Consider the following 23,899-nt stretch of genomic DNA (forward strand, 5'->3'; position numbering starts at 1 on the left):
ATGGGCCAATCGTTGCGTATCGATCCCGACCGCATCCATGCGCTCGTCACCGAACTCGCCGCAGTCGCCGAATCCGCGCACCGCGATCTGGCCGAGCTGAAGGACGCCCTGGCTCGCGAGGGAAAACCATGGGGTGACGACGAGCCGGGACGAATGGTCGGCGATGTGTATGAGCCACAGGCGAAGAAGGGGCTCGAGGGGTACCAGAACCTGGTGGACAACCTGCGCGGGCTGAGCAAGGGTGTCAGCGAGGTCGCCGACGCACTCGACGAACAGGACCGCAGCGGCGGCCAACAGATCCGCTCCACCGGACCGAATCAGCCGGTGTCCGTCGCGCCGGAGACGACTTGGAACGGTACCAACGCCCCCCGAACCAGTTCGCCCACAACCGATTCCGGGTCGACCGTGGACAACGCAAACGCGACGCCGAGACAGTCCGGCGGTTCAACTCCCACCTCGGCCAACCAGCCGAGCTCAGCGCCGAGCGCCTACCCACAGCCGGAGACCACGGGCTACAACCCGATCGGCCAGCCCATACCTCTCGGTTCGCAGCCCGGGTACCCGGATTCGGGTACACCGTCGACCGAACCGGACGCCACGACCCAGCCCGCTGCGGAAAATTCGATCGAAGACGGCGCGAACGCCACTTCACCGCAGCTCGCTGACGATTCAGCCCCGACCATCCCCGGCGCGACGCCATCGACCGCCACGACGCCACCCAAGGCCGGCGACCCCACCGTCACCGACAGGCCTGCGGGCACACCATGGTCGAGAACACCCGGGGCGGCGTTCCCAGCGATACCGTCGGGCACCCCCTGGTCGGGAGCCCGTACAGGCGCGCGCCCATCGGTCTTCGCACCGCACCCGGGCGGCGTCGGCCCGACGCAGCCCGCCGATCAGAAGCGAGATGACAAGCCGCGCAAAAAGAAGCGCGGATCAGGGCTCGTCCGGGTGCCGACCGATGCGTCGGCGCTTGCCGCAGCGCGGGCGCTCGCCGATCGGCACGGACTGCGGCTCGTCGGCTTCGAGACCTCGGGTATCGGACCGGAGATGGTCACCCAACTGGCCGCGACCATCGACGACATTCTCGGTAAATATCCGTTCATCGAGCTCCACGGGATCGAGATCACCGACCTCGGCGACCGGATCTCCGAGGTGACCCGGAATCGCGGCGATGAGTCGGAGTCGGTGAGCACCGAGTCGTGGATCCTGCTCGACCGCGCGCTTGTCGCGAATCCCGCTCAGTTCAGCGAAAAGGTCCGCGCTGCAATACAATTCGAAAACTCTGTAGCCGGATCCGAGGAGCGACCGATGTATTCGACGATCGTCGGCGACCTCGGCCGGATCATCGCGGAGCAGGCGGGGCGGCCTGTCTGGCGGATGGCGCAGCGGTCCCTGATCACCGAATATCGGCGTATCGATGGCCCGTGGGGCAGCGGGGAAACTGTGGCGAGCATCGTCGGCGGCTTTCGGCGGTGGCGAGACCAATTGGGCGGCGGCAGCATCGTCGACGGTCGGTTCCAGCCGCGTGCGGCACTGGTTGCGGCATTCGCCGAAGTGGAACTGCGTGGCGACGACGCGTGCGGTCCGGCGCGGGTGCTGTATCGGTTGTTGGTGGAGGGCGCCAGAGGGCGGTCAACGCCCCGGTGAGTGTCACCATCCCACCACATTTCCCGGACTGGCTGACCCGCTGGGTGATCGGCCACTTCCCGGTCGGCAAACCCGAGGAGATCCGCGCCGCCGCCGAGGCCTGGGCACGCTCAGCTGAACATCTCAAAGTCACACTGGCGCACCTGGAACGACTCGCGCGCGAGGTTGCCTCGGCAATCGAGGGCGAGGCCGGCGAGGCGATTCAGAAACAGCTGAAGACCGAGGTCGCCAATACGCGCAGCCAAATCGAATTCGCCGACGGCATGGCCGGTATGCTCTACGACTCGGCCAACTCGATCGAACTCGAGCAGTACATCGTCATCGGTATCGGAGCGGTCCTGCTCGCCAACCTGCTCATCGACACCGCCGTACCGATGAAAGCCGCCAGCGACCGCATCGCCGCTGACGTCGCCGCCACCACCGCCCGTCGCGACACCCTCGCATTCCTGTTCCAACGCTCCGCCGCCTTCATGCAGCGATTCCCCCATATGGCGCTCGCCATTCGCGCGACCATCATGGGCGCGGTTTCCATGGGCGGGGTCGTCGCCGGTGCGCAATATGCCCAAATCGTCCAGGGCCACGGCAAACCCGGACGCCGCACCAGCATGGATTGGGGCCAGGTGGGGGTGGCGGCGGCCGCCGGTGGCGCCGGTGGCCTGGTCGGCTCGCTGGCGACCCGTGCCGTGCTGCCCGCGCTGACCCGTATCGGGGCCAACGCCGCGACACAACTGGGACGCTCGACGGGACGCGCCGTGGCAGTCGTGCTCGCCAGCGCCACCGGTGGAGCCGCGGGTGGGGCCGCCGGTGCGGTGACCATGTCAGCGCTCACGCAGAGCAAGCTGAAGCTCGCCCAGATGATATTGATGGGTGCCACTAGTGGTGCTGTCAGCGGTTTCGGCGCGGCGGTGCGTGCTACCCGAGCGATGAGCACCGCCCGGCCCCCCGAAGAGACGGTCCCCGATATCGGCCTCTCTCGCAGCGGCCGCGACGACAGCTGGCGCGACGGCCTCCCGGCCCGAGAGCCACATCGGGCCAGGCCGCACAGTAATGCCGATACACCCCGGCCCCACGAGGAAACCATCCCGGAGATCGGCGGGCGCCGCGACGACAGCGGGCGCGATGGGCTTCCGAAGCATGAGCCCTACTCGAACCGGCCGCACACCGCCGAGGACGGTCACGCACCCTGGCAGCCACCCAAGGAGACCATCGACACCATCGACGGGATCGGCAAGTCACTCGAGGGAGAATTCAGCAAACTCGATGAGGGCGGCACCCCGCCGCCTTCGGATCCCAACCAACCGCCATCGGGCGCACCCCAGACCCCACCCGCATCGCCGACATCCCCCGGTGGCACACCCGAACCCAGCCACGGCTGGAGTTCCTGGGATATGGCGCTGCAACAACTCACCGAGGGCAGCTTCGGAGCGGCACCGGCCGATCCCATGGCCGCTCCGGGCGGCTCGTCGTCGACCAACCTTCCCGGCACCGCCCAATTCCACAGCAGCCGACCCGATTCGCCGCAGATGGGCCTTGCCGGAACCATCCTCGCCGCCGAAGGGCAGCCCAACGCCACACCGGGATCGGTGATGACGATGAGCGCCAACCCTCACGCCGAGAACAACACTCACTTCGGCACCGCCAAGGATCTCGGCGGCACCGGAGGCGGAAATGGTCCGGGCATCACCGCGGGGCCACCTGCGTCACATGGGGGTTCGCCCATTGGAGGCGGACCGGGTCCGCACTCACACACACCTGGGCGCGGGCCCGGCGAACTGCCGCCCGACCCCGACGAGGCCAGCATCATGCACCTCGATTTCGACCCCGAGCCGGTCGGCAACGAGCCCGCCACTCCGGCCGGTACCCCGCCCGCGGCGACGCATACTGCTGGCGCCACGCCGGTCGAGCCGATGCCGGGCAACCGGCCAGGTTCGGCGCCGCCCACCTCGGCGGAGGCGAACGGCCCTATCGCACAACCTGGTCCAGCGGCTGGCACCAGCGGCGCACCAGCACAACCGACTCCGGCGCCGGCCGCGAGCCCACTGGCCAACGCACCCGCACCGCAGGCGAACACGCCCACACCCCACGCCACACCACAGGCCAATACACCGACACCGCACGTCAATACACCCGCACAACCCCACGCGAATCCGCAGGCCGCACAAGCTAATCCACCTCAACCACCCGCTAACTCACCGAACCCTCAGGCCACTCCACACGGCGCGCAAGCCAACTCGCCACAGCAACCGCACGCTGGAGCACCGATTGCCGGCGCGGCGGCGAACAACCTTGCAGCCCAGGCGATCCCACCTGCGGCATTGGCTGGCGCGGCGGCACTGAGCGGGCACGAGCCGTCGGATCCCCGCGCTGCCCAGGGACTCTCGGCACCCCAGCCCGCGATGTCCGGTGGGCAGCCCACCGACAACGACCGAAGTCCCAGCGATCCCAAGGAATTTCCGGACCAGGACGAGATCGGGACCGTCGTAAAACCCCCGATGCCCAGCTACGTCCCCGCGTTACCACAGGTCGACGAATACCCGAACAACGCACCCGACGAATACACCAAACCACCGGGCACGACTTACAACATTCCAGGCCAACCGGACGCACCAGATGGCCCACCCCCCAACGCGATTCCGATCGTCCCGCACCCGAGCACACCGGCGATTCCCGACACCGGATCCGCCATACCACTCACCGACCGACCACAGGTCCCGATCCCGGACACGGCTGTCCCCAGCGCACCCGCCGAAGAAAATCCGGACGGGCAGAAGCCACGCGTCCACGACTCCGAACCACCGCTGCCCCGGCACTCCAACGACCCGGCACCGCACCTGCCCGCCCAACCGGCCGACCGCCCCACCGAACTCAACCCACCTGCCCACTACGCCACCACACCGAACTCCGAAACACCGGGCGCCCCAATCGATCCCACTGGCGCGCCGCAACTCGACCGCCACAGCACCAACTACATCCCACCCCTCACCACCGAACCCACCCGAGGCGGTGTCCCCCCAACCGCGCCCGCGGGGCCCTTGCCACATCCGGTGGCTCCGGCACGCCCGGTCCCGATGATGGCCCAAGCCTCGGCCGTCAAGCCCAAGAAGCGCATACCGAAGACACCACCCGAACCGCCCAAGCCGACCGTCAAACCACCTGCGCCGGTTCCCATTCCAGTTCCCGAGCGCCGCAACCGCACCCAGCCGGCCACATCGCCGGTGCGCTCGACCGCGACCAAACAGTCGGCACGCACAACGGGACGCGACCTGGCAATCACCCTCGCCAGCCCCCCTCGTGCGATGACCGTGCCCGCGCTCAACCGAACCGAGCCGCGCGGCCGCAACCTCGCCGAGCAGATGATCAGCGGCGGACTCGCTACGGCGGTCCGCCCCACCGGAGCCACGGGCACACTGGTTCGCCCCCTCGAGGCGACTATTACCGAGCTCGAACGATCACTCGACGACAGCTCGAGCAACGGACTCCTGCCCGCACAGGAATCCGAATCGTCCGACCCGCGCACCACCGACTACGGATACAGACCCCGGCCACACGCGCAGACCATCGCCGAAATCGACGAACAGACCATTGCCGATATCGACGCGATCAGCCGTGCTCTCTTCCAGGAACTCGGCCTACCCGACAACGACGGCGACGCCCCATCAGCCTCGAACTCGACCCAAGCATCGCCCTCCCCGAGCAACGCGCCCGCGCCCGACCACGGCTGGAGCGCCTGGGACACGGCCCTGCGACAACTCACCGAGGGCACCTACGACGCACCCGCACCGACCGACCCCATCACGACATCGGCGAGCCCGTCATCAACCGATCTCCCAGGCACCACCCGATTCCGCAGCAGCCGCCGCGAAACGCAACAGCCAGGTCTCGCGGGAACCATCCTCGCCGCTGAAGGCCAACCCGGCACCGCTCTGGGATCTGCGCCCACAACGAGGACGTCCCCCCGAGCCGATACCGCCGCGACCACTGACCTCAGCGACACGAACAACGGAACCGACCTCGCGGCGGAGCCACTAGCCGCGCATGAAGCTGGCGAGCTACCGTCCGCCCCTTACGAAGCCACCCTCGTCGATCTCGACTTCTTCGACTCCGCGCCAGTTGTCGACGAGTCCGCCCGGCCGACGACCCCGCAAATCGGCCCACGCCAGTCCCCGAACTCCAATCCACCAGGCGTACAAGCCAACTCGCCGCAGCAGCCATACACCACACCATCCCCCGACACGGTACCGAGCAATCTCGACGCCCAGTTGAGCCCGCCGGCTGGCACCGTACCGCCGAGTGGGCCGACGGCGCTGGGCGGCGCGATGCCGCCGAGCGGGCATGGACCATCGAATTCCAATGCCACCTCGGGACCCTCCACACCGCCACCCGCGATGTCCGGCGTTCAGCCCACCGACAACGACCAAACCCCCAGCGACCCAGAAGAATTCCCCGACCGCATCGGCACCGTCGTCACACCCCCGATGCCCAGCTACGTCCCCGCACAACCACAGATCGACGAATACCCGAACAACGCACCCGACGAATACACCCAACCCCAGGGCACCACCTACAAAATCCCCGGCCAACCAGACACACCAAACGGCCCACCCCCCAACGCAATCCCGATCCTCCCACGCCCATCCACTCCGGTGGTGCCGGAAAGTCGACCTGCTGTCCCCCTCACCGACCGACCACAGGTCCCGATCCCGGACCACGCTGCACCCGGCGCACCCGCCGAAAACGATCAGGACGGGCAGAAACCCCGCGTACGCGACTCCGAACCACCCCTGCCCCGCCACGCCAACACCCCGGCACCACATCTACCCGCAACACCCGCCGACCGACCAACCGAACTCACCCCACCCGCCCACTACGCCACGGCACCGAACCCTGAAACACCCGGCGCCCCAACCGATCCCACCGTTACCCCGCAACTACACCCCGACAGCACCCAATACATCCCCGACTCCACCGTCCAACCGACCCGCGGCGGCGTCCCCCCGACCACTCTGGCCGGGCCGCTTCCAAAGCCAGTGGTCCCGGCACGCCCGGTCCCGATGGCTCAGGCCTCAGCCGACGACCCCAAGAAAGGCAAACGCAAACGGCAAACGTCACCCCTCGAAACACCACCACAGACGCCACCGGCACCACCTGCGCCGGCACCGACCCCGCCGCCACGCCCACAACCACGTAAGCGCAGCAGCCCGTCTAATCCCCGCGTCCTCGAACATTTCATCGTTCGCCGAGACGGCGAAGATACCGGCGTAGTAGGTGAAGAAGGAGAGCGAGTCCTACCCGCCGGCCGGGCCCGCGCGTGGGTGCGATCGCTGCCGCAGAAGTTCCCTTGGCTCACTGAGGATCTGGTCGATACCGCAGAGCTGCTGGTGTCGGAGACGGTGGCGAATTCACTACGCTGGACCGCGCACGAGGTCGCGGTCATCTTCACCATTACGGATACCGACGACGTCCGTAAGGTCCGGTTCACGGTCACCGACAAGAGCACAGTCGTCCCAGAAGGCACCGACATGCCCGACTGGGACGCCGAACGCGGCCGCGGCGGCCCGTTGGTAGATATGCTCTCGGCCGACCACGGAACCACTGTGCAGGACACCGGCAAATCCACCTGGTTCGAAATACATCAGCCGCACGGCGGCCCATCGGGCCTCGGCGTGCCGAGCGCCGCTCCGGATAACGACGACTCGGGTTCCGACTCAGCCACCCGACCGTCGCCGCCCGAGCCAACTCCGACAATCGATTCCGCGGCAACCGAAGACCGAGCTGCACCCGAACCCGGACAGTCCACTCGCCCCCAAGCATCAGCTGATCCCGGGTCCGTACCGGCCGGGTCCGCTACACCACTGGCTCCCCAATCCACCCCCGGGGACCCAACGCGGGCCCTGGCGAACGATCAGACCCCGGACACAGCCGACGCCGAACCGAAAGATTCGCGGTCGCCCGAAGAACAGCGGTTTGTCGAGTGGTATCGGGCCCGACTCGCCGATGAGTCGGAGTTGCCCAAACAGGGGCTGGCACAGTACATGGAAATGCACCACCTCGAAATGGGGCAGATACAGCGGTGGCTCGCAGGCGCGGGACTCGAGGCGAGCAGCACGGTGGAATCAGCCGGGGCGTTTCCAAGCACAGGGGATGCGGCGAAAACGGCATGGCTTTCGGACCTGCGACGCTATCTGGGTGTGCCCACCCAACAGATGGATGAATTGGTCTCCGCACCACCCGGCACATGGCATGCAGCCGAGCAGGGGGACTCGGAATTGGAAACAGCACAGGTGCGAGCCTTGCTGCGCCGGATTCCCGGTGCTCGGAAAAATTACCAAAACGTGGCACAACACTATCCAGCCCTACTTTCTCGATTCGGGACTTCGATATATCCGGAAGGATATTCCCGAATCGGCACGTACACTCGGTACCTTCGCGAATCGAACGGCCTGAGTCAGGCGCAATTCGCCGAGCGCATCAGAAAGTCGAAGAGCACTGTCGAAGTTTGGGAGCGCGGGACTCGATTGCCGCGAAAGAAGGACATAGATACCATTTTCGAAGAGCTGTATGTCCAATCCGATGTGACGATAGATGAGCTCGCCGAGAATTTCACGAACCTCCCAAAGTCATCGCCGGTATTCCCGAGCCCGGCGGCCACTGAGTCATTCGGCGAGTATCTGCGATACTTCCGACGGCTGAACAACCTCGATATATCGACCGCAGCCCGCTTCTTCGGCTTGTCCGCAGAAACCGCAACTTTCTATGAAGACGGTGCAACAAAGCCCGACGACCTCAAGATGCTGAAGGTCTACGACCATGCCCTGCACCGCGCGGGTCCGTGGAACGATTTGGCCCACGCGTGGGGATACTCCTATCGTATGGATCCGAGCGCTGAGACCTGGCCGAGCAGCGCCGATTACCGATCCGTGCATGAATGGTCGAAGGCGATACGGCTGCATCTGAGAATGTCTCAAGCGGAATTTGCCCCACATATCGGAAGAACCAGAAAAGGCGTCATCAAGACAGAGATTCGCAACCGGCCGGGCATAAAGTCTCTCCGAGAGCTTCGCGACAAGCTCGATATTCCGAACGACACACTCGTGGCAGCGCTGATACGCTTTTATTCCGACCTCGAACCATCCGAAGTGGATATGACTGCGGATCGCCAGTTCTGGGATTTGATCGCGACGCGGGTGGGGTCTGATGAAGAGAAGAGGCTGGCAAGTCGGATCGCTGCGGAATACGCTCGGGTAGCGGAGGCCGAAGCCCGCGCTTGGCGCGTCCCCGGTCATGATCACGGCGATCTCGTAAACGATGCCATATTGGCGATTACGGACGCAGCTCCCGCATTCTTACCGCTGGGGGCAGATTTCAAGTCTTTTGCAGAAGCACACGCTCGATTCACCATGATCAGAGCGTACTTCGACTGGAAGTATCCGAATAGAAGCAGACGAGAACAGGATCTGCTGATCAAAGTCGACGCGTATCGGAATAGGATTTACCGCGAAACCGGAGTAATGCCCGATGATGCTGAGGCCGCTGATCACCTGGATCTCGATGCTGCTGAGATCCGCTCGGCGCGCACGCTCTCTGGGCAACCAACGTCTTTGGATGCTCCGATCAATGACGAATCCGGGACAGACCATTACGATCTGGCCAGCGCCCAGCAATCTCCGACCCCTCGACCGAGGACTGCCGACGCCACCCTGGCGACGATCGACCAAAAAATCGCAAGCAGAGTCCGCGACGCGTTGGCGGACCTGCCGAACAGCGATACCGCCGAACGTCTGGTCGAACTCGTTTTCCTTCAGGGCGAATCGGTGGAGCAGGCCGTCGAAGAGTTGGACGTCGATATCGACGTCAACACCGCACGCGACATGCTCGCACAGGTCGGCAGCAAACTGCGAACAGCACTCGACCCGCCTGACTCAACGGACCAAGACGAGGCCGAACCGGACGGTCCCACCTTAGACGACACCCCCGGCCTCTCCCCGCCGAAGCGATCCGGTGGCGGTCCGCGCCCAGGCCCGGCCGCCGGTCCAGGTGCACGGCGCCACCACGCAGGAAGACCGCACCTGTCACTCCCCGGCGGGATCGCGCCTGCCGATTTCGAAATCCTGCGGCACCACCGCCCACGGACAAATGACCCAACAGGACCCAATGGACGCCGCGGGCGCCAGTCGGGCGCAAGGAACACCGCGCCCGACAGCACCACAGCACACCCCAGCGAAACGCCACCCGCGCACGATCCCGCGCCGAATCTCGTTTCCCCGCAAGAGCCCACGGCAGACACGTCGCGCGAGAATTTCGAACGCGAACCTCCGCGGGATCTGAGCGCGCAGTCCAAGGAAGCACACGCGGCACTCGACACACAAGGCGCCGAGTTGCGCGACCTCGGCTCGCTCGACCAGATCGCCGAGCAGCTGAGGCGGGATGGACTTCCCGGACAGACCGCGGTGGTGCTGGAACGCATCGATGGTGTGGACCACGCCAGGACGCTCGTCTACGACGGCCGCAGAGTCGTCGAGGTGCGCGATCCGGATACCGACGACGGCATGATTCACGAATTCGTTCCAGGGTCGAGTGCGGCGGAGCAGACGCGTGCACTGGTGTATTCGCCGGTGGCGGCGGCGGATCGGGTCGCGGCGGAACAGGCTTTGGGCAGGCTGCTCGGCCGACACGACTCGGACAGGTTCCCCGAGAACTTTCCCGACGGCATTCCCGACCGGCCCACCCGCGCGGCGATGGCACTGGACTTCGATCCGCCCCGCACCATCGACGGACCATTGCAGGAAAACGAATGGTCGGCCTTGGCGAAGCTGTATCCCAACGAGGTGTCGGGATCGCGGGGAGCGCCGCAATCGGCCCGCGTCGAGGCACGTGAGGTGTGGGGCGACAGATACTTCCCCCGGCAACCCGTTCCCGCATCCGAAACACCCGCCGAATACCTGGCTCGCCACGCGGATGACGCAATCGCCACGTACTCGAACACTTACAGCGCCAGCGAGAACGACGGCGTCCACGGATGGGTGGATCAGGAGGGTGTCCTCCTATTCCAGATCGGTGCGGCGGAGGGTACGCCCTCGGGCCAACAGATGTTCCGAGACTTGATGGCCGAGATCGGATCCCACGTGCGCGCGATCCGTGCTCCATGGTCGGTGGGCGATAGTTTCTCCGACAATATCGACACCTTCAACGCGTACAGACAGGACCTGGGGTTTTCTCCCGAGGATGCGGCACGCGGGACGTTCACCGGCAAGATGGCCGGTGACATGGGGTTCACCGACGTGACCGTCAATCACTTGATCGGTCCCGTCGGCGAACACCTCATCGTCGATGTGACGTTTTCCAGGCCCAACCACTCGCCCACGGCGGGGCCGGAGATCAGCGATGCGGCGCACACGAATCCCCGAGGCGTGCAGTCGGATCCACCGGCAAACAACGCGACACCCATTCCCGATACTCCGACCTCGCCGAATACCGCGGCAACCGAAGACCAACCGGGCGACGATGCGAACGAGGCACAGCGCCCGTCGGATCCGCTGCGCGATCAGTTGGCGGGTCAAGTGTTCGAGCACGCATCGGCCGCGGTGGCGCAGGCGGTCCAGCGCGGCGTCGTCGAGCTCGATCCGGACCAACAGCGGCAGCTGGCTCATGACATCACCGAGCAGACGCTGCTCATCGCTGCCGAATCCGGTACCACAACGGATATCAGTCACATACTCGCGATTACCGATGCCACTACCCAGTTTCTGCTCGAATACACTCAGCCCAGTCCCCCGCCCCGACCGACTGAGTCCGTCGAAGAGCGATCGACGGACCGGGCGGAGTTGCTGCTGGAAGTATTCCCGGCGGACTTGTCGGCCGAAGAGTTGACGGAGATCGCGCAAGGCATCGGCTGGCGCGACACCGTGAAATTGGCCTTGTGCCAGGCAATTCGGTCACGGCGAATTCCAGAGGGGACGCGCCTGCGCGCGGCCAAAGCAGTCGCCGAGCTGCTGGGTATGCCGCCGTCGAGTGTCGGAGCGGCCTACCAGGAGCTGGCCGCCGATGGTTATCTGGTGAGCCGCGGCAAGCTCGGCACCACGGTAACTCACGAAAACCAATGGCCGATCAACCCGGCACCGGACCCCCTGACCGCCCGGCAGCTGCTGGACAAACTCGCCGCAGAATCACCGCCCCAGACCGGGCGGCGCAACGGGCGCACTGCATTCAAACTGCAGTTGCGCCAGGCAATCCGGTCAGGCCGAATTGCCGAGCAGACACGCCTGCCTCCGGCCAAGACAGTCGCCGACAAAATCGGTCTGCCGCAATCGGCTCTGCCCCCGGTATATACGGAACTGGCCGCCGAAGGCTACGTCGTGACCAGCACCCACGGCACTACGGTGGCGAGCCACGATCAATGGCCCGAGGAGCAGATCTTCGAGCATGCCCTAGCGGCGGTGGCGCGAGCACTCGAACGCGGCATTGTCGAGCTCGATCCGGACCAACAGCAGCGGCTGGCTCACGACATCACCACGCAGACACTTGTCATCGCTGACGATGCCGATTTCACGATGGATATCGGTCGAGTACTCGCGACTGCCGATGCCACCACCCTGTTTCTGCTCGAAAACACTCGGACCAGTCCGCGCCAGCCCTCCGAAACTCCGCCGCCGCGGCCAACCGAGCTCGTCGAAGAGCAGTCGACGGACCGCGCGGACTTGCTGCTGGAAATATTCCCGGCGGACTCGTCGGCCGAAGAGCTGAGGCAGATCGCGCAAGGCATCGGCTGGCGCGACACCGTGAAATTGGCGTTAAGCCAGGCGATCCGGTCGGGCCGAATACGACCACTCACGCGGCTGCCAGCCGCCGATGTGGTCGCCACACAACTCGATTTGTCGTCGTCGACTGTGGAAGCGGCATACCAGGGACTAGTCATCGACGGCTATTGCGTAAGTAGCCACAGTCGCGGCACCACGGTAGCCGACCACAGCCAATGGCCAAGCGAGCCGGCACCCGACCCCGCTGTACCGCTGACCCCACAGCAGCTGCTGGACAAGCTCGCCGCGGAATCGCCGACCGAAGACCTGGCACAGACGGCACGACGCATCGGCTGGCGCGACGCAGTGAAAACGCTATTGCACCAGGCGATTCGGTCTGGCGGAATACCGAAAGACACGCGACTCCCCTCAGCCAAGGCACTCGCCGACTATCTCGGTCTATCGGACTCGACTCTGAGCGCGGCGTATAGAGCCCTGGCCGCCGAAGGCTGTGTCGTGAGCACCCCGCGCGGCACTACGGTGACGAATCACAACACCACAACCGCGTCGACAGCCGCCACCGACGGCCGCCACGCCGATCCAGGCCCTCGGCACCGCCATGCAGGCATGCCACGGCACCGCTTCACCGGCGGGATCGGACTCGACGAATTCGACCCGCACATGCGGTACCACCACAACTCAACAAACGGCCCAACAGGTGCCCACGGAGGCCGCGGGCGCCAATCGGGCGCGAGGAATCCCGAACCCAACGAACCCACGCCGACAGACACCCCCGCCAGCAGCCCCTCGGTTACTGCCACCGATGCGGCGGCAGGCCTGTCAGATGGCGTGGCAAGCGAGATCGGCGCTCAGGCGACCACCGCCGACCCCGCCGGCACCGCACCGGCGAACATGTCTGCGGGGCCACGGCCCGAGCCGGCAACGATGACCTTCGGCGAAGCACCAGCGCAACAGCCAAGCGATGCGTCCTCCGAGCGATCCGGCGCCCATGCCGCTCCGACCACAACCGCCCACGAGACCGGAACTCGCACGGAATACGACACCGTGCAGATTCCGTCAGGCATGTACAACTACAGGCCGGAAGCGGCCGCAACGCTGGTCTACACGGATGTGCATCCCACCGATGGGGGTTCGATCCATGACGAAAACGCGCCTTACACCACCGCACCGAAAGGTGATGTCTTTTTCCTGACGGCCACCTGCTACCGGACGATGCCATCGCGCCCAGGGACACATGCCCTGCTGTTGAACTCATTTCCCGATCCCGGGATACAACTGTTTTCATTCGGGCACTGGTTCATGAACCGCGGCCGGGATGTAAAAATCATCTTCGGCAGTCAGATGCTCGAAACGGCCTCAGCCGACCTGAAGTACGTTGCCCAGGGCCTATTCGAGATGGCCAAGCGCGGGGTACCGGTCGAATTCGATGACAGCATCCTGGGAGAGCTCTGGCGAAAGCAGAGCCCGGTCGGCGTACCAACCGCCGGTCTCCTGATCGATCACCGAGGCGAAAGCACCGGCCCGACAGTTCCCGGCGCTCACAGCATGTTCCCCGGAGCCACCGCCCAGTTCTGGATGTATGTCACGGCCACTATCGCGGCAGACGATTCGCTGTCGATCGTGTTCTCGATCAACCCGGTTCTCGGTAAGCCAGGCCGGATGACCTTGGTGCTTACCCGCGAAAATGGCGTAATCACAGCGAGATACACCGATATCGCCCTCGGCGAAGATGCCGAGCGAGTAGCCGCCGCGATCGACGAATTCCACACGAGGGTCGCGGATCCATGGTTGACCGCATCGGGTGCCACTTTTACCGGCAGCGATGCCCCCGCCGACAGCGCGACCGGCGATCCGGGCGCTGAACTGCAAGAACTGCGTACTCGCCGGGAAGCCGCACGGGCCGAACTGGCCGGGGTGCTGAGTGTCCCCGCGGAGCTGGTGCGAATGCGGTGGGTGCGGCAGGCGGTGACCATCGCCCAGCAGTGGATCCGAGGGCTGGATGAAACAGGCTGGGCTGCCGTGGCTTCGGCCGATGACCTGAAAGAACTCGTCGACTGGATGGCATTGCGTCTGCCCATTCTTCGCGACGCGGAAGCGGCGAATGCGGCGCAGGCCGACCAGTTGAGACAGCAGCAGCTCGCTGATCCGGGCGAGGAGCTCGATCGCGGACTGGGGAGCCGCCTAGGACTATCCGAACCCGGCCCGGCGGAAAACCCATCCGCCGACGATCCGCTGACGGAGCTACGCGCGCTGGCCGATGCGACGAACGACCCGGAGGTCCGGCAACTCGTCGAGGCGATCGAGAAATTCTTCGTCGCCGAGCACGCCGTTTCCACTTGGACCGAATCAACGCACACCGCAACAGCTTCCGGCGATCCCGCCGAGGCTTCCGACCAGCCCACAGTACCTGCGGAAAACAGCCTGGCCTACGACCTGCTGATGGCCCAGGTCGGCAACCTACTGATAGCACGGAACCTCGCCGCCAGGGTCCACGCTCGCGCCGCCGCTGAACAACCTGCGGTCGGAACCGAGGCCACCAACCAACGACTACTCGCGATCATCGACAACGTCGTGGCGCAACATCGGGCTGCCATGGCAGGGCTCGACGACGCGGTGAGCAACCGCCGCACCCGCCAAGACCCGGACCCGTTCGTCCTCTTCCACAACCTCCCTGACGATCAACAACCAGCCTCCGAAGAGCCGAATGAATCAGCGGCGCCGGATCCACAGGGCACCACCGAGCCCGCGGATCCGACATCCGGCAGTACTGCCAGCTCGCCGACGACCAGGCAAGACAGGCAGCTGGATACCCGCGAGCGTCTCGTTGCCCAGCGGGAACAGGCGCGGACGCACCGCGACGCGCTCGCCGAGCAACACCACATCGACCCGACGACCTTGGGACCGGGTTCCGAGGCGTTGCGCGCCATGCGCACCGCACCACATGAAACCAGCGACATCTCAGCGCAACCAGTCGCGGATATCGCGAACGACGACCGAGCGGACACATTTGGCGATGCCGCCATCGACTTGCCGAGCGCGCAGAGCGACGGTGATGCGGCTCCGCCAATAGTTGTTAAAAGTTTCAGCGACGCGGAATCAGCGGCTTCCGTCCGGCAAACACCATGGAACGGTCATCGCAAGCCCAGCAAGCCGACCCCCTGGACTGGCGGCAAAGGCGGTAATCCATCTGCCCGTCCTGCTAAGGCCGGCCCGCGGAGAGCAGCTAGGTTCGTCGAATTTCGGGCAGGGCTCTGTGCGACGCTGGCAGCCGTTATCAAGGCAACCGATCCGGTTCGAGCGCTTGCCGAGGCCACCGCCGAGCAGATTCTGAAGACCATCGACAGGCTTCCACTCGACCAGCGGACTGCCCTGCGGGGTCTGGATAGCGGGCGACTTTTCGCCGCGGAACCACAGTCTGATCCCGACGAAATCGACGACCTCGTAGTCGAAGCGGCTGACAACTTGGTCAAGGCGATCGTGAGTGCCGAACGCACTAAACTTGCCGCACTGACGCGAGCATTGGCGGAGGCGAATCCAGCACAGTTGCAGGAAGCGCTCGCCGAGCTCGGTTCTAGTCAGCAACGTATCGTCCTCAGCCTGTTCCGCGAGCGAATTCCGCCAGCCGACTTGGCCGTGGCAATGCGGCTCGACCAGTCGACGATCAAGATCATGGCGGAAGGTGCCATCCGAAGGATGGCCGGCTATCTTGCCGGAAAACTCGGGCCCGCGCAGACGCATTCCCAGGACTCCATCAGTGGTGAGAGCATCGTCCACGCGGGAAGCGAGTTGCTGGTCGATGTCTTGAACCGGTTGGAAGAGCTGTACACCTCTCAGACCCTGCTCCCCCGTGGTGTCGTACCACCCAGTGTCAGCCACAGGTTGACTCCCCGCCAGATCGAGATCCTTCGTCTGATGGCAAAGGGCATGACATACCCGGAAATCGCGGTGGCCATGGGGACTTCCAAGGTTGCGGTGAAGGCGCAGAAGATCGCTATCGTTCGAGAGTTCGGTGTCAGCGATCGAAACGAGATCGTCGAGATAGCGATACGCAGTGGCGTCATCGATGACGACTCCGATTCGCAGAACTCCGACAACGAGGCTCCGCGCGATAGAGCCCCTCAATCGATCAAGCAGTCCCCCGCCGAGTCGCGCCGACAGCCCACACCGGAGGAGCTATCCGCCTATCCAGGACTGTCTGGACGGCAGATCCAAGTGGTCGATTTGGCCGTGCAGGGTATGTCGAACCGAGCCATTGGTGAAAGGCTTGGAATCTCACCGCATTCCGTCGAGGACTGCCTGACGCGCGCGGGTCGCTCATTCGGCACCCGTGGTCGCGCCGCGACGGTTGCGGAGGCGAAACAGCGGATAAATGATGTCCGCAATGCCGGTCCTGGCGTAGCGAAGGACGCGACTCCCTCTATCGACGGCAATCCGCCTCGTTCCGCGCCCACGCAATCGGCCCATGAAACCGATTCGGCGGCAGGCAGTTCCGAGACGATCGCGCAGCCGGGGACCGCACAGCCCGCCGGTGGGCCCCCGGTCGACCAGCCCCCCGCCGCTATGGCCCTTCACCATCCCGGACTCAACTCCTTCGCCCCCGCACGACACCGCCTCGCAGGCCCGAACCGACCGAACGACCTTCTGAACCAGGGCGTGGGCCACATCGACAACGACGCGGTCTTCGGCGACCACGTGCCGTGGAACAAACCGGAACCACAGCACCCGCAACCGAACACTGACTCGCCCCCAACCGAGCCGACTCCAGCGCCCGACACCGACATGAGCACGCCAGAGATCGACAAGGCACCCCCCCGTTTTGGGTTGCCCACCGATGACATCGACGAAATCGTTACACCTGGCACACCACCCCTATCGGCCGGTGGGAAGCCGATTTCGAATGCGCCTTACGGTCCGGATGAAGTGCGGTCGCTGGTCACTTATGCTGCCCAACTCCCCCTACCGTTCGATATAAATACGGCATGCACGAAGAAGGCGGAAGCCATCCTGTCCGAATTTCTGAGAATCGGAGTGCATCGGAATGCCTTGGGGATAGCGCGATCATTCGTGCCGGATCTTTCGGCCGACGGGCTGGAGGAGGCATATCGCAGCAGTGCAGTCATGAAGAAGGATGCACGTACAACGGCCTCTTTTTCGGACCGAATCGCAGCAGGGGTTGGAATTGTTGACCTCAATGACCGCGTGGTCGAATTCGAGGGGGCACGCTTTGTCGGATGGAATATCGGTCCGGTCGAAGTGATCGTCGTCAGCGCGATGACCACTGATGACCAGATAACTACCGGCGAGCAATGGATGCTTCCAGCACCAGGCGATTATCACAATCCTTTTTACGATTCATTCGCCAACCACACAGCCGCTACGATCGAGATGGTCGACGCCAATGGACAGCTCACCACAATGGTCATCGACCCATCGTTCGAACCGACGCGGCCGATGCCACTGGCGGAGTGGAAAGACCGTCAAAACTACCCTGACGCGGTCGTACTCACAAGCAGCATGGCCGACCCCGCATGGACACCTTTCCATGTACGCAGAGAATTGATGTCGGACCGGCAACGTGACCGATACGAAACGATACTCGAACAGTACACAGATCTTTCCGATAACGAAATACTGTGGGTATTCTTCAATTTGCAGAGCGACGATCCGAGTCGCAGCGAAAATGCACTAGCCTGGCCATCACACAATCGTTACTCCGGTTATCTCGACCAGTACTCATACGCGTTGAACCTGCGGTCGACAATTCTTACCGGAAATAGTCTTGGAATTAGCACGGCCGACGATTCCGCCGCCGCCGTCATGGAGCGGCTCGCGCCGGTCTACAGTTATCAGAAGTGGCTCGAAGCAACCGAATATCCACAAGACCCCGCCGATACGCGGGCCTCGGTCGATCCCACCGGTGAGGCGTCGGCGCAACCTGATCCTGTGCCCCCGACCGGTGGAACCACAATCGACGAGCCTCCCGCCGAGATGGCCTTCCATCACCCAGGCCACAACCCCTTCGCCCCCGAGCGCCACCGCCTCGTCGGTCCGAAACCGCCGAAACACCTGCTGAACCAGGGTCTTGGACATATCACCAACGACGAGGTCCCAGGCGACCACGCGCCATGGAACGACCCGAAACAGTCGCACCGCGCGCCGACACCCGCGACCTCCGATCCCGCGCCCAACGCCTCCACGCAGTCCCAGCCCGAGAGCGACGAGGGGCGCTCCGAACTCGCCCCGCCCGATGTCGGGTCGGACGAGCTGGATCCCGCGACCAATCCCGTGCTCGCGGCGGTACTGGATCCGACCGAGGCGGACAAGCCGGCCGCGGACGGCGGCGCCGGAACGGACGACAGTCAGCCCGACCTACGGTCCGAAACACCTACAGCACCCGACAGTGACGAAACCGGCTCGACCACAGCGGACACCGCTGAGCCCACCGGCGATCAGTCAGCGGCGCCGCAGGTACGGGATAAGAACGACCACGACCCAGCCGACCACCGGCTGTGGGACAAACCCTCTGCCACGCCGCCCGGCGACAGCGAAGAACACCAGAAGACGCCGGTTACCCCTTCGGTAACCGAAACCACTTCATCGAGCACAACGGCCGGTGAAAAGGCCGCGCAGGTCCAATCCCCACAGCCGAACCAGTCTCGGCCGGTCGCCGGTGGCATCGACGGCATCCTCCGGCATTTACAGAAAGCCGTCACGGCCGCATATATGGAGGTTGAAGGCGTCGCGGAGTCCGACCCTATCGTCGAGGCGCTGACTCGAGCACCGACCGCGCAGTTCGGAGCACTTTTCCATGAACTCCGGCCGACCCAGCAGGCAGCTCTCCTCCTTCGCTACCGACGAGGACGGTCGGTAGCCGAGACTGCTCACATACTGAACACCGTGGCGGCACCCCCCAAGCCTCTGGGGGAGCTAGCGATGCGGACCTTGACGGCGGGCGCATTACGACGATTGGCCCGATCAGTGGCCGCCGAACACGGTGTGCTGGGTACGGACGACAAGCTGACCCCGAATGAAACCAAGATTCTCGAGCTGCTGGCGCAGGGATTGACAACCACGGAAATAGCCGAGCTAGTCGGAAGTTCTCCGAGAACCATAAACAATGTAACCGACGGAATTCTCATGAGGTTCGGTACGGCGAACCGGGTAGCAGCCGTGGTAGAGGGTATCCGCAGAGGAGTTCTGGACATCCTCGATCTGCCGGTGGCTAATCGTCAGAGTCCCATTGCACTGTCATCGAGCGAGATCACCGTATTGATCATGAACGCGAAGGGCATGACCGGCGAATCGATTGCGACGGCCTTGACAGAGTCATGGGGGCGGCAGGTCTCTCCAGGACAGGTAAAAGCCATCACGGACAGAATCGGTCGGGCTTTCGGTACTCGCGGTGGGGCAGGAATTATCGTACCGGTCGCGCTGCGAGAAGGAATCGTTGACTTCAATAGCTCCGAGTGGTCGAGTTGGGATGCGCCGGATAGCGCCGAAAAAGAACTGTCCGGCCGCGAAATCGATGTCTTGGAATTGCTCGCCAATGGCATGACGAATCCGATGATTGCGGACCGGCTACAAATATCTACGAACGTCGTCGAGACCTACCGAATCAGGATATACAGGAAGCTCGGGGTTTCGACTCGGGAAGATTTGAAGTCCGCTGCGCAACATAATGGCATCGAGATCAGCGATGTCCCGCAGTACCGCCGCCCCGTATTGAACGGTCGACAAGTCAGGTTGCTCAGCTTGGCGGCGAGAGGTATGACGCACGACGATATCGCCGCCGACCAGGGAATAACCGTCGGCGCCGTCAAAATCTCCTTTATCAGAATCCGCAAGAGACTCGATATCGCCGCTGGCGAGAACCTGGTGGAGGCAGCACTCAACAGAGGTATCGATCTCGGCGTCGAGCCGCCGACAGAAGCATCCGTCTCCGATGAGTCACCGACCGATGATCCGTCCGTACATTCGCGACCGGACTCGCCGACTCCCTCGGCGGAGCAGCGGTTCGTGGCGTGGTTCCAAGGACGAAAAGCAGGTCAGGGACAGAGCTTGGCCGACTACATGCAGATGCACCATTTGCTGCCTTCGCAGGTCAACCGGTGGCTCTCGCACGCGGGACTCGAATCGACCGAGCCATTCTCCGCACCGTCGGTGCAATTCCCCAGCCCCATCGTCGACAACCAGCCAGCAGTTTGGCTGGCCGCCGTGCGCCGGTATCTCGGCGTCTCCCCCGAACAGATGGACGAACTGATCGGGGCACCCACCGGAACCTGGCAATTGGCCCAACGCGGGCGGCGGGCGATCGAGATCACCTATATCCGTGCACTGCTACGCCGCGTACCGGGCGGCCGCGAGGTGTACCTGGCCGCCGCGCAACTCTACCCAGAACTACTGGCAGCGGACGGGCAGCCAGGCTACCCCGAGGGATATGAACATATCGGTAAATATTTCCAATTCCTCCACAATTACCATAACAGCGCAATCGAAGAATTCTTTCTGGAAACCAGCGGATTTTATGAACCCGAGACATATACGCAGGCAGGCGTTGCCACTCTGGGCTCAATCACCTCGGACGAGTATTCCCTTATCAAGCACGGAAAGGTCCACCCTCCGAAAGATACTGTTGACAGCTTGATGGCGGTAATACCACCGCCGCACGGCATTACAAGGGACGACCTTTCTGAATGCTATTCACACTTACCGCGAGAATCGTTGATATTCCCGGGCACAGCCGCCACCGAATCTTTCGGGGAGTATCTGAGGTACTTTCGGTCGATCAACAATCTGACGCGAGGGGAAGCCGCTGATATTTTCGACCTCGCAAGGGGCACCGTACATAGGCACCAGACCGGAGGAACTCAGCAGATCGAAGAGCTTCGGATGCTATATCTCTACGATCGTGTGCTGCACAAGGCGGGGCCCTGGAACGATCTCGCCAAGGCGTGGGGGTATGGCTATCGAATGAACCCGGAGGGGGAAACAGATCCCGACCCCGCTGAGTTTAAAACGATGTACGAGTGGATCCGAGCCGAACGCTTGTACCGTCGGATGACATTGACAGAGTTCGACACAGCGGTTGGCAGTACCGGGCTTTGGCAGAATATCGACTCAAAGGGATACACCCGACGCCTCCTCACCATACGGAAAATTCGCGATAAACTGGGCATCCCAAATGAAACGGTCATGGCCGTAATCACGACTTTATACCGGCGTCCAGATCTTCCCCCGGGCAATACCGATGATGACCAGCTCATATGGGATCTCATCGCGACACCCGTCGGATCACCGGAGGAGGCGGCGGCCCGCAATCTTCTCGTAGAAAAGTATTCTTGGATCGCGGCAGCCGCCGCAAACCGCTGGCGGAATGCGGACGAGTACGGCGACCTTGTACAACGCGGCGTTCAGGCGATCATTGTTGCTACGGGATACATCATTCCCGGAACCAGCTTCCCGAAGCTCGCCTGGTCTCATGTGAACTTCGATATGCGCGACGCTTATGTCGAGCGCCAGCAAGCGGATGCGAACAGGGAATCCCGCGACTTACTCCGCACGGTTACGTCGTATATCAATAACTATGTACGCGACAATCACCGAAATCCGGACAACGACGAGATAGCAGCGGCAACAAGTCTCACGATGGCCGAGGTCATCGAGGCAAGGGACATCCTGAGACGGGGAATGCAATCACTAGAACAACCGATAAATGCATCTGGAATCACCCTCGACGATCTACCGAGTCAGTCGATATTTGCCGGTAGTAACCCGCCGTCCTTCGGTAATCCGCACTTCGACGAGGACGACAATTCACAATTCGAGGAGTCCATCGCAGACGCGCTTGCGGACCTGCCCGAGTCCGCTCGCGCTGCGGAACTCGTAATGCTCCTACTCGTGGACGGCCGCCCAGTCAACGAAGTGGCGGAACGTCTGAAGATCGCACCACACCGGGTAGAGCGGCTGCGTGACCAGGCCATCGACCGGCTCCGAACGGCATTCGCGCACCGCCTGCGCATCCCTGACGGGACCGCGACGCCGCGGCATCAGACCGACGCCGCCGACGAGACTCACCCCGTCGGCGGACCTGCGACTCCGCAAGCGTCGCCGGCACAAGCTCCTCCGGGCGGCGGGCAGCCACCCCGGACTCCGACGGACACCTCGACAGACGCACCGCCGGTCGGTGCGGTGGACTTGCCAGCCGAACACAGCGAACCGCAGCCTGCAGCGGACGAAACCATGGCAACGTCGATCAGCGCCGGAACGCAAACGGCTCCGGGAACAGTCGAAGACCGGGGACCCGATGAGACGAACGACGACGATGAGCCCGACGATGGCACCGCCGCAACGCCATCGGACCCCGAATCGCCCACCGGCGGACCGAGCGGAACCGACGCATCGCCGCCGTCGGCGGAGGACGAAGCAGGCCCGGTCGAGCAAGCACCGGTCCATACAATCGACAGTGCACCCACCGCCACCGGCGCAATACGGCACGGTTCCGACAGTCCCGAATCGGCTCCGGAAGCGGCTGCGCGACAAGATAATTCGATGCCGGAACCTGGACACCCGGGCTCCGAGGCCGCGCAGCACAGCAAACGACCCGTTCGCACCGCAGCCCCGACCGGACCGGAATCCGATGTAGCAGCAGCGTGCATTGCCGAAGCCGGATGGGCGACCGAATCCATAACCGTGCGCACACATATGACCGATGCGGGAACGGAGATTCCGCCGAGAACCTGGGTGGACTCGAGAGCTGGGGCCCCGGAACCGTTCTCAGCATTTTACCGGAGTCCAGCCGGGATCGAGGAACAGGTCAGATTAAACATCGAATCCGGGGTCAGACTGGACCGTTACGAGTCGATCGGTCCGATCAATCCACATTTCAACTGCCATGGCTACACATTCTCGCGCAATGGCGAAGCGGGATTCATGACCGGAAGTACAGTCGATCTCATCTTGCGGGAAAACGGATTCCGTCAAGTCACCGATCCCAGCGATGTCACGCCCGGCGACATTGTGATATATCGAGGCGAAGATGGCGGAATAACACATTCGGGCGTCATCTCTCTAGTTACTCCAGATGACATTTTCGCGGACTCCAAACACGGCATACTCAATGTGACCAGGAATAGTGTCTACGAACCTGTTCGAATGTATGGCAGAAATATCGAGTTCTATCGCACCGATCGTCCGGATGGTAGATTCCTGACCCCGATCGACGGCATGAGCTTCCTAACGCCACAGTGGCCCCCCGATCCCTCTGACGAATCCGCGCTGGTCAACCCGCACGGCGAAGTCGCGGCCCACCCCGAGATGGACACGACACCGCCCGAGCCGGACACCACCTCACAGCGCCCCTCCCCAGGTCGCGGTCTCCCATTCGCGATCGGGGGCGCGGATGCATCCGATATGCCCCACAGCGGGCCCCAGTCCTCCGTCCCGGCTGTGCCGCTGTCACCGGAGGCCGCTGTCGATGCTCCCGAGGTTCGCGCTGA

Annotated in this window: 2 protein-coding genes (1 of these 2 only partly in view); both read left to right on the top strand. The window is 63.8% G+C overall.

Annotated features, from left to right (window positions below; translation table 11 throughout):
• Positions 1-1,650 carry a hypothetical protein gene (locus ACQP2U_RS30040; RefSeq protein ID WP_433710550.1) on the top strand — a complete coding sequence of 550 codons (1,650 nt, stop codon included), beginning with the start codon at positions 1-3 and terminating at the stop codon, positions 1,648-1,650.
• On the top strand, positions 1,647-23,899 hold the 5' portion of the coding sequence (locus tag ACQP2U_RS30045; RefSeq protein WP_433710551.1) for a LuxR C-terminal-related transcriptional regulator. Its footprint extends 21,025 nt past the window's final position; only the first 22,253 of its 43,278 coding nucleotides appear in the window; it begins with the start codon at positions 1,647-1,649; the stop codon falls past the right edge of the window. The genes ACQP2U_RS30040 and ACQP2U_RS30045 overlap by 4 nt, the downstream gene beginning before the upstream one ends.

The sequence above is a fragment of the Nocardia sp. CA-084685 genome (assembly GCF_050955785.1).
GTDB lineage: Bacteria > Actinomycetota > Actinomycetes > Mycobacteriales > Mycobacteriaceae > Nocardia.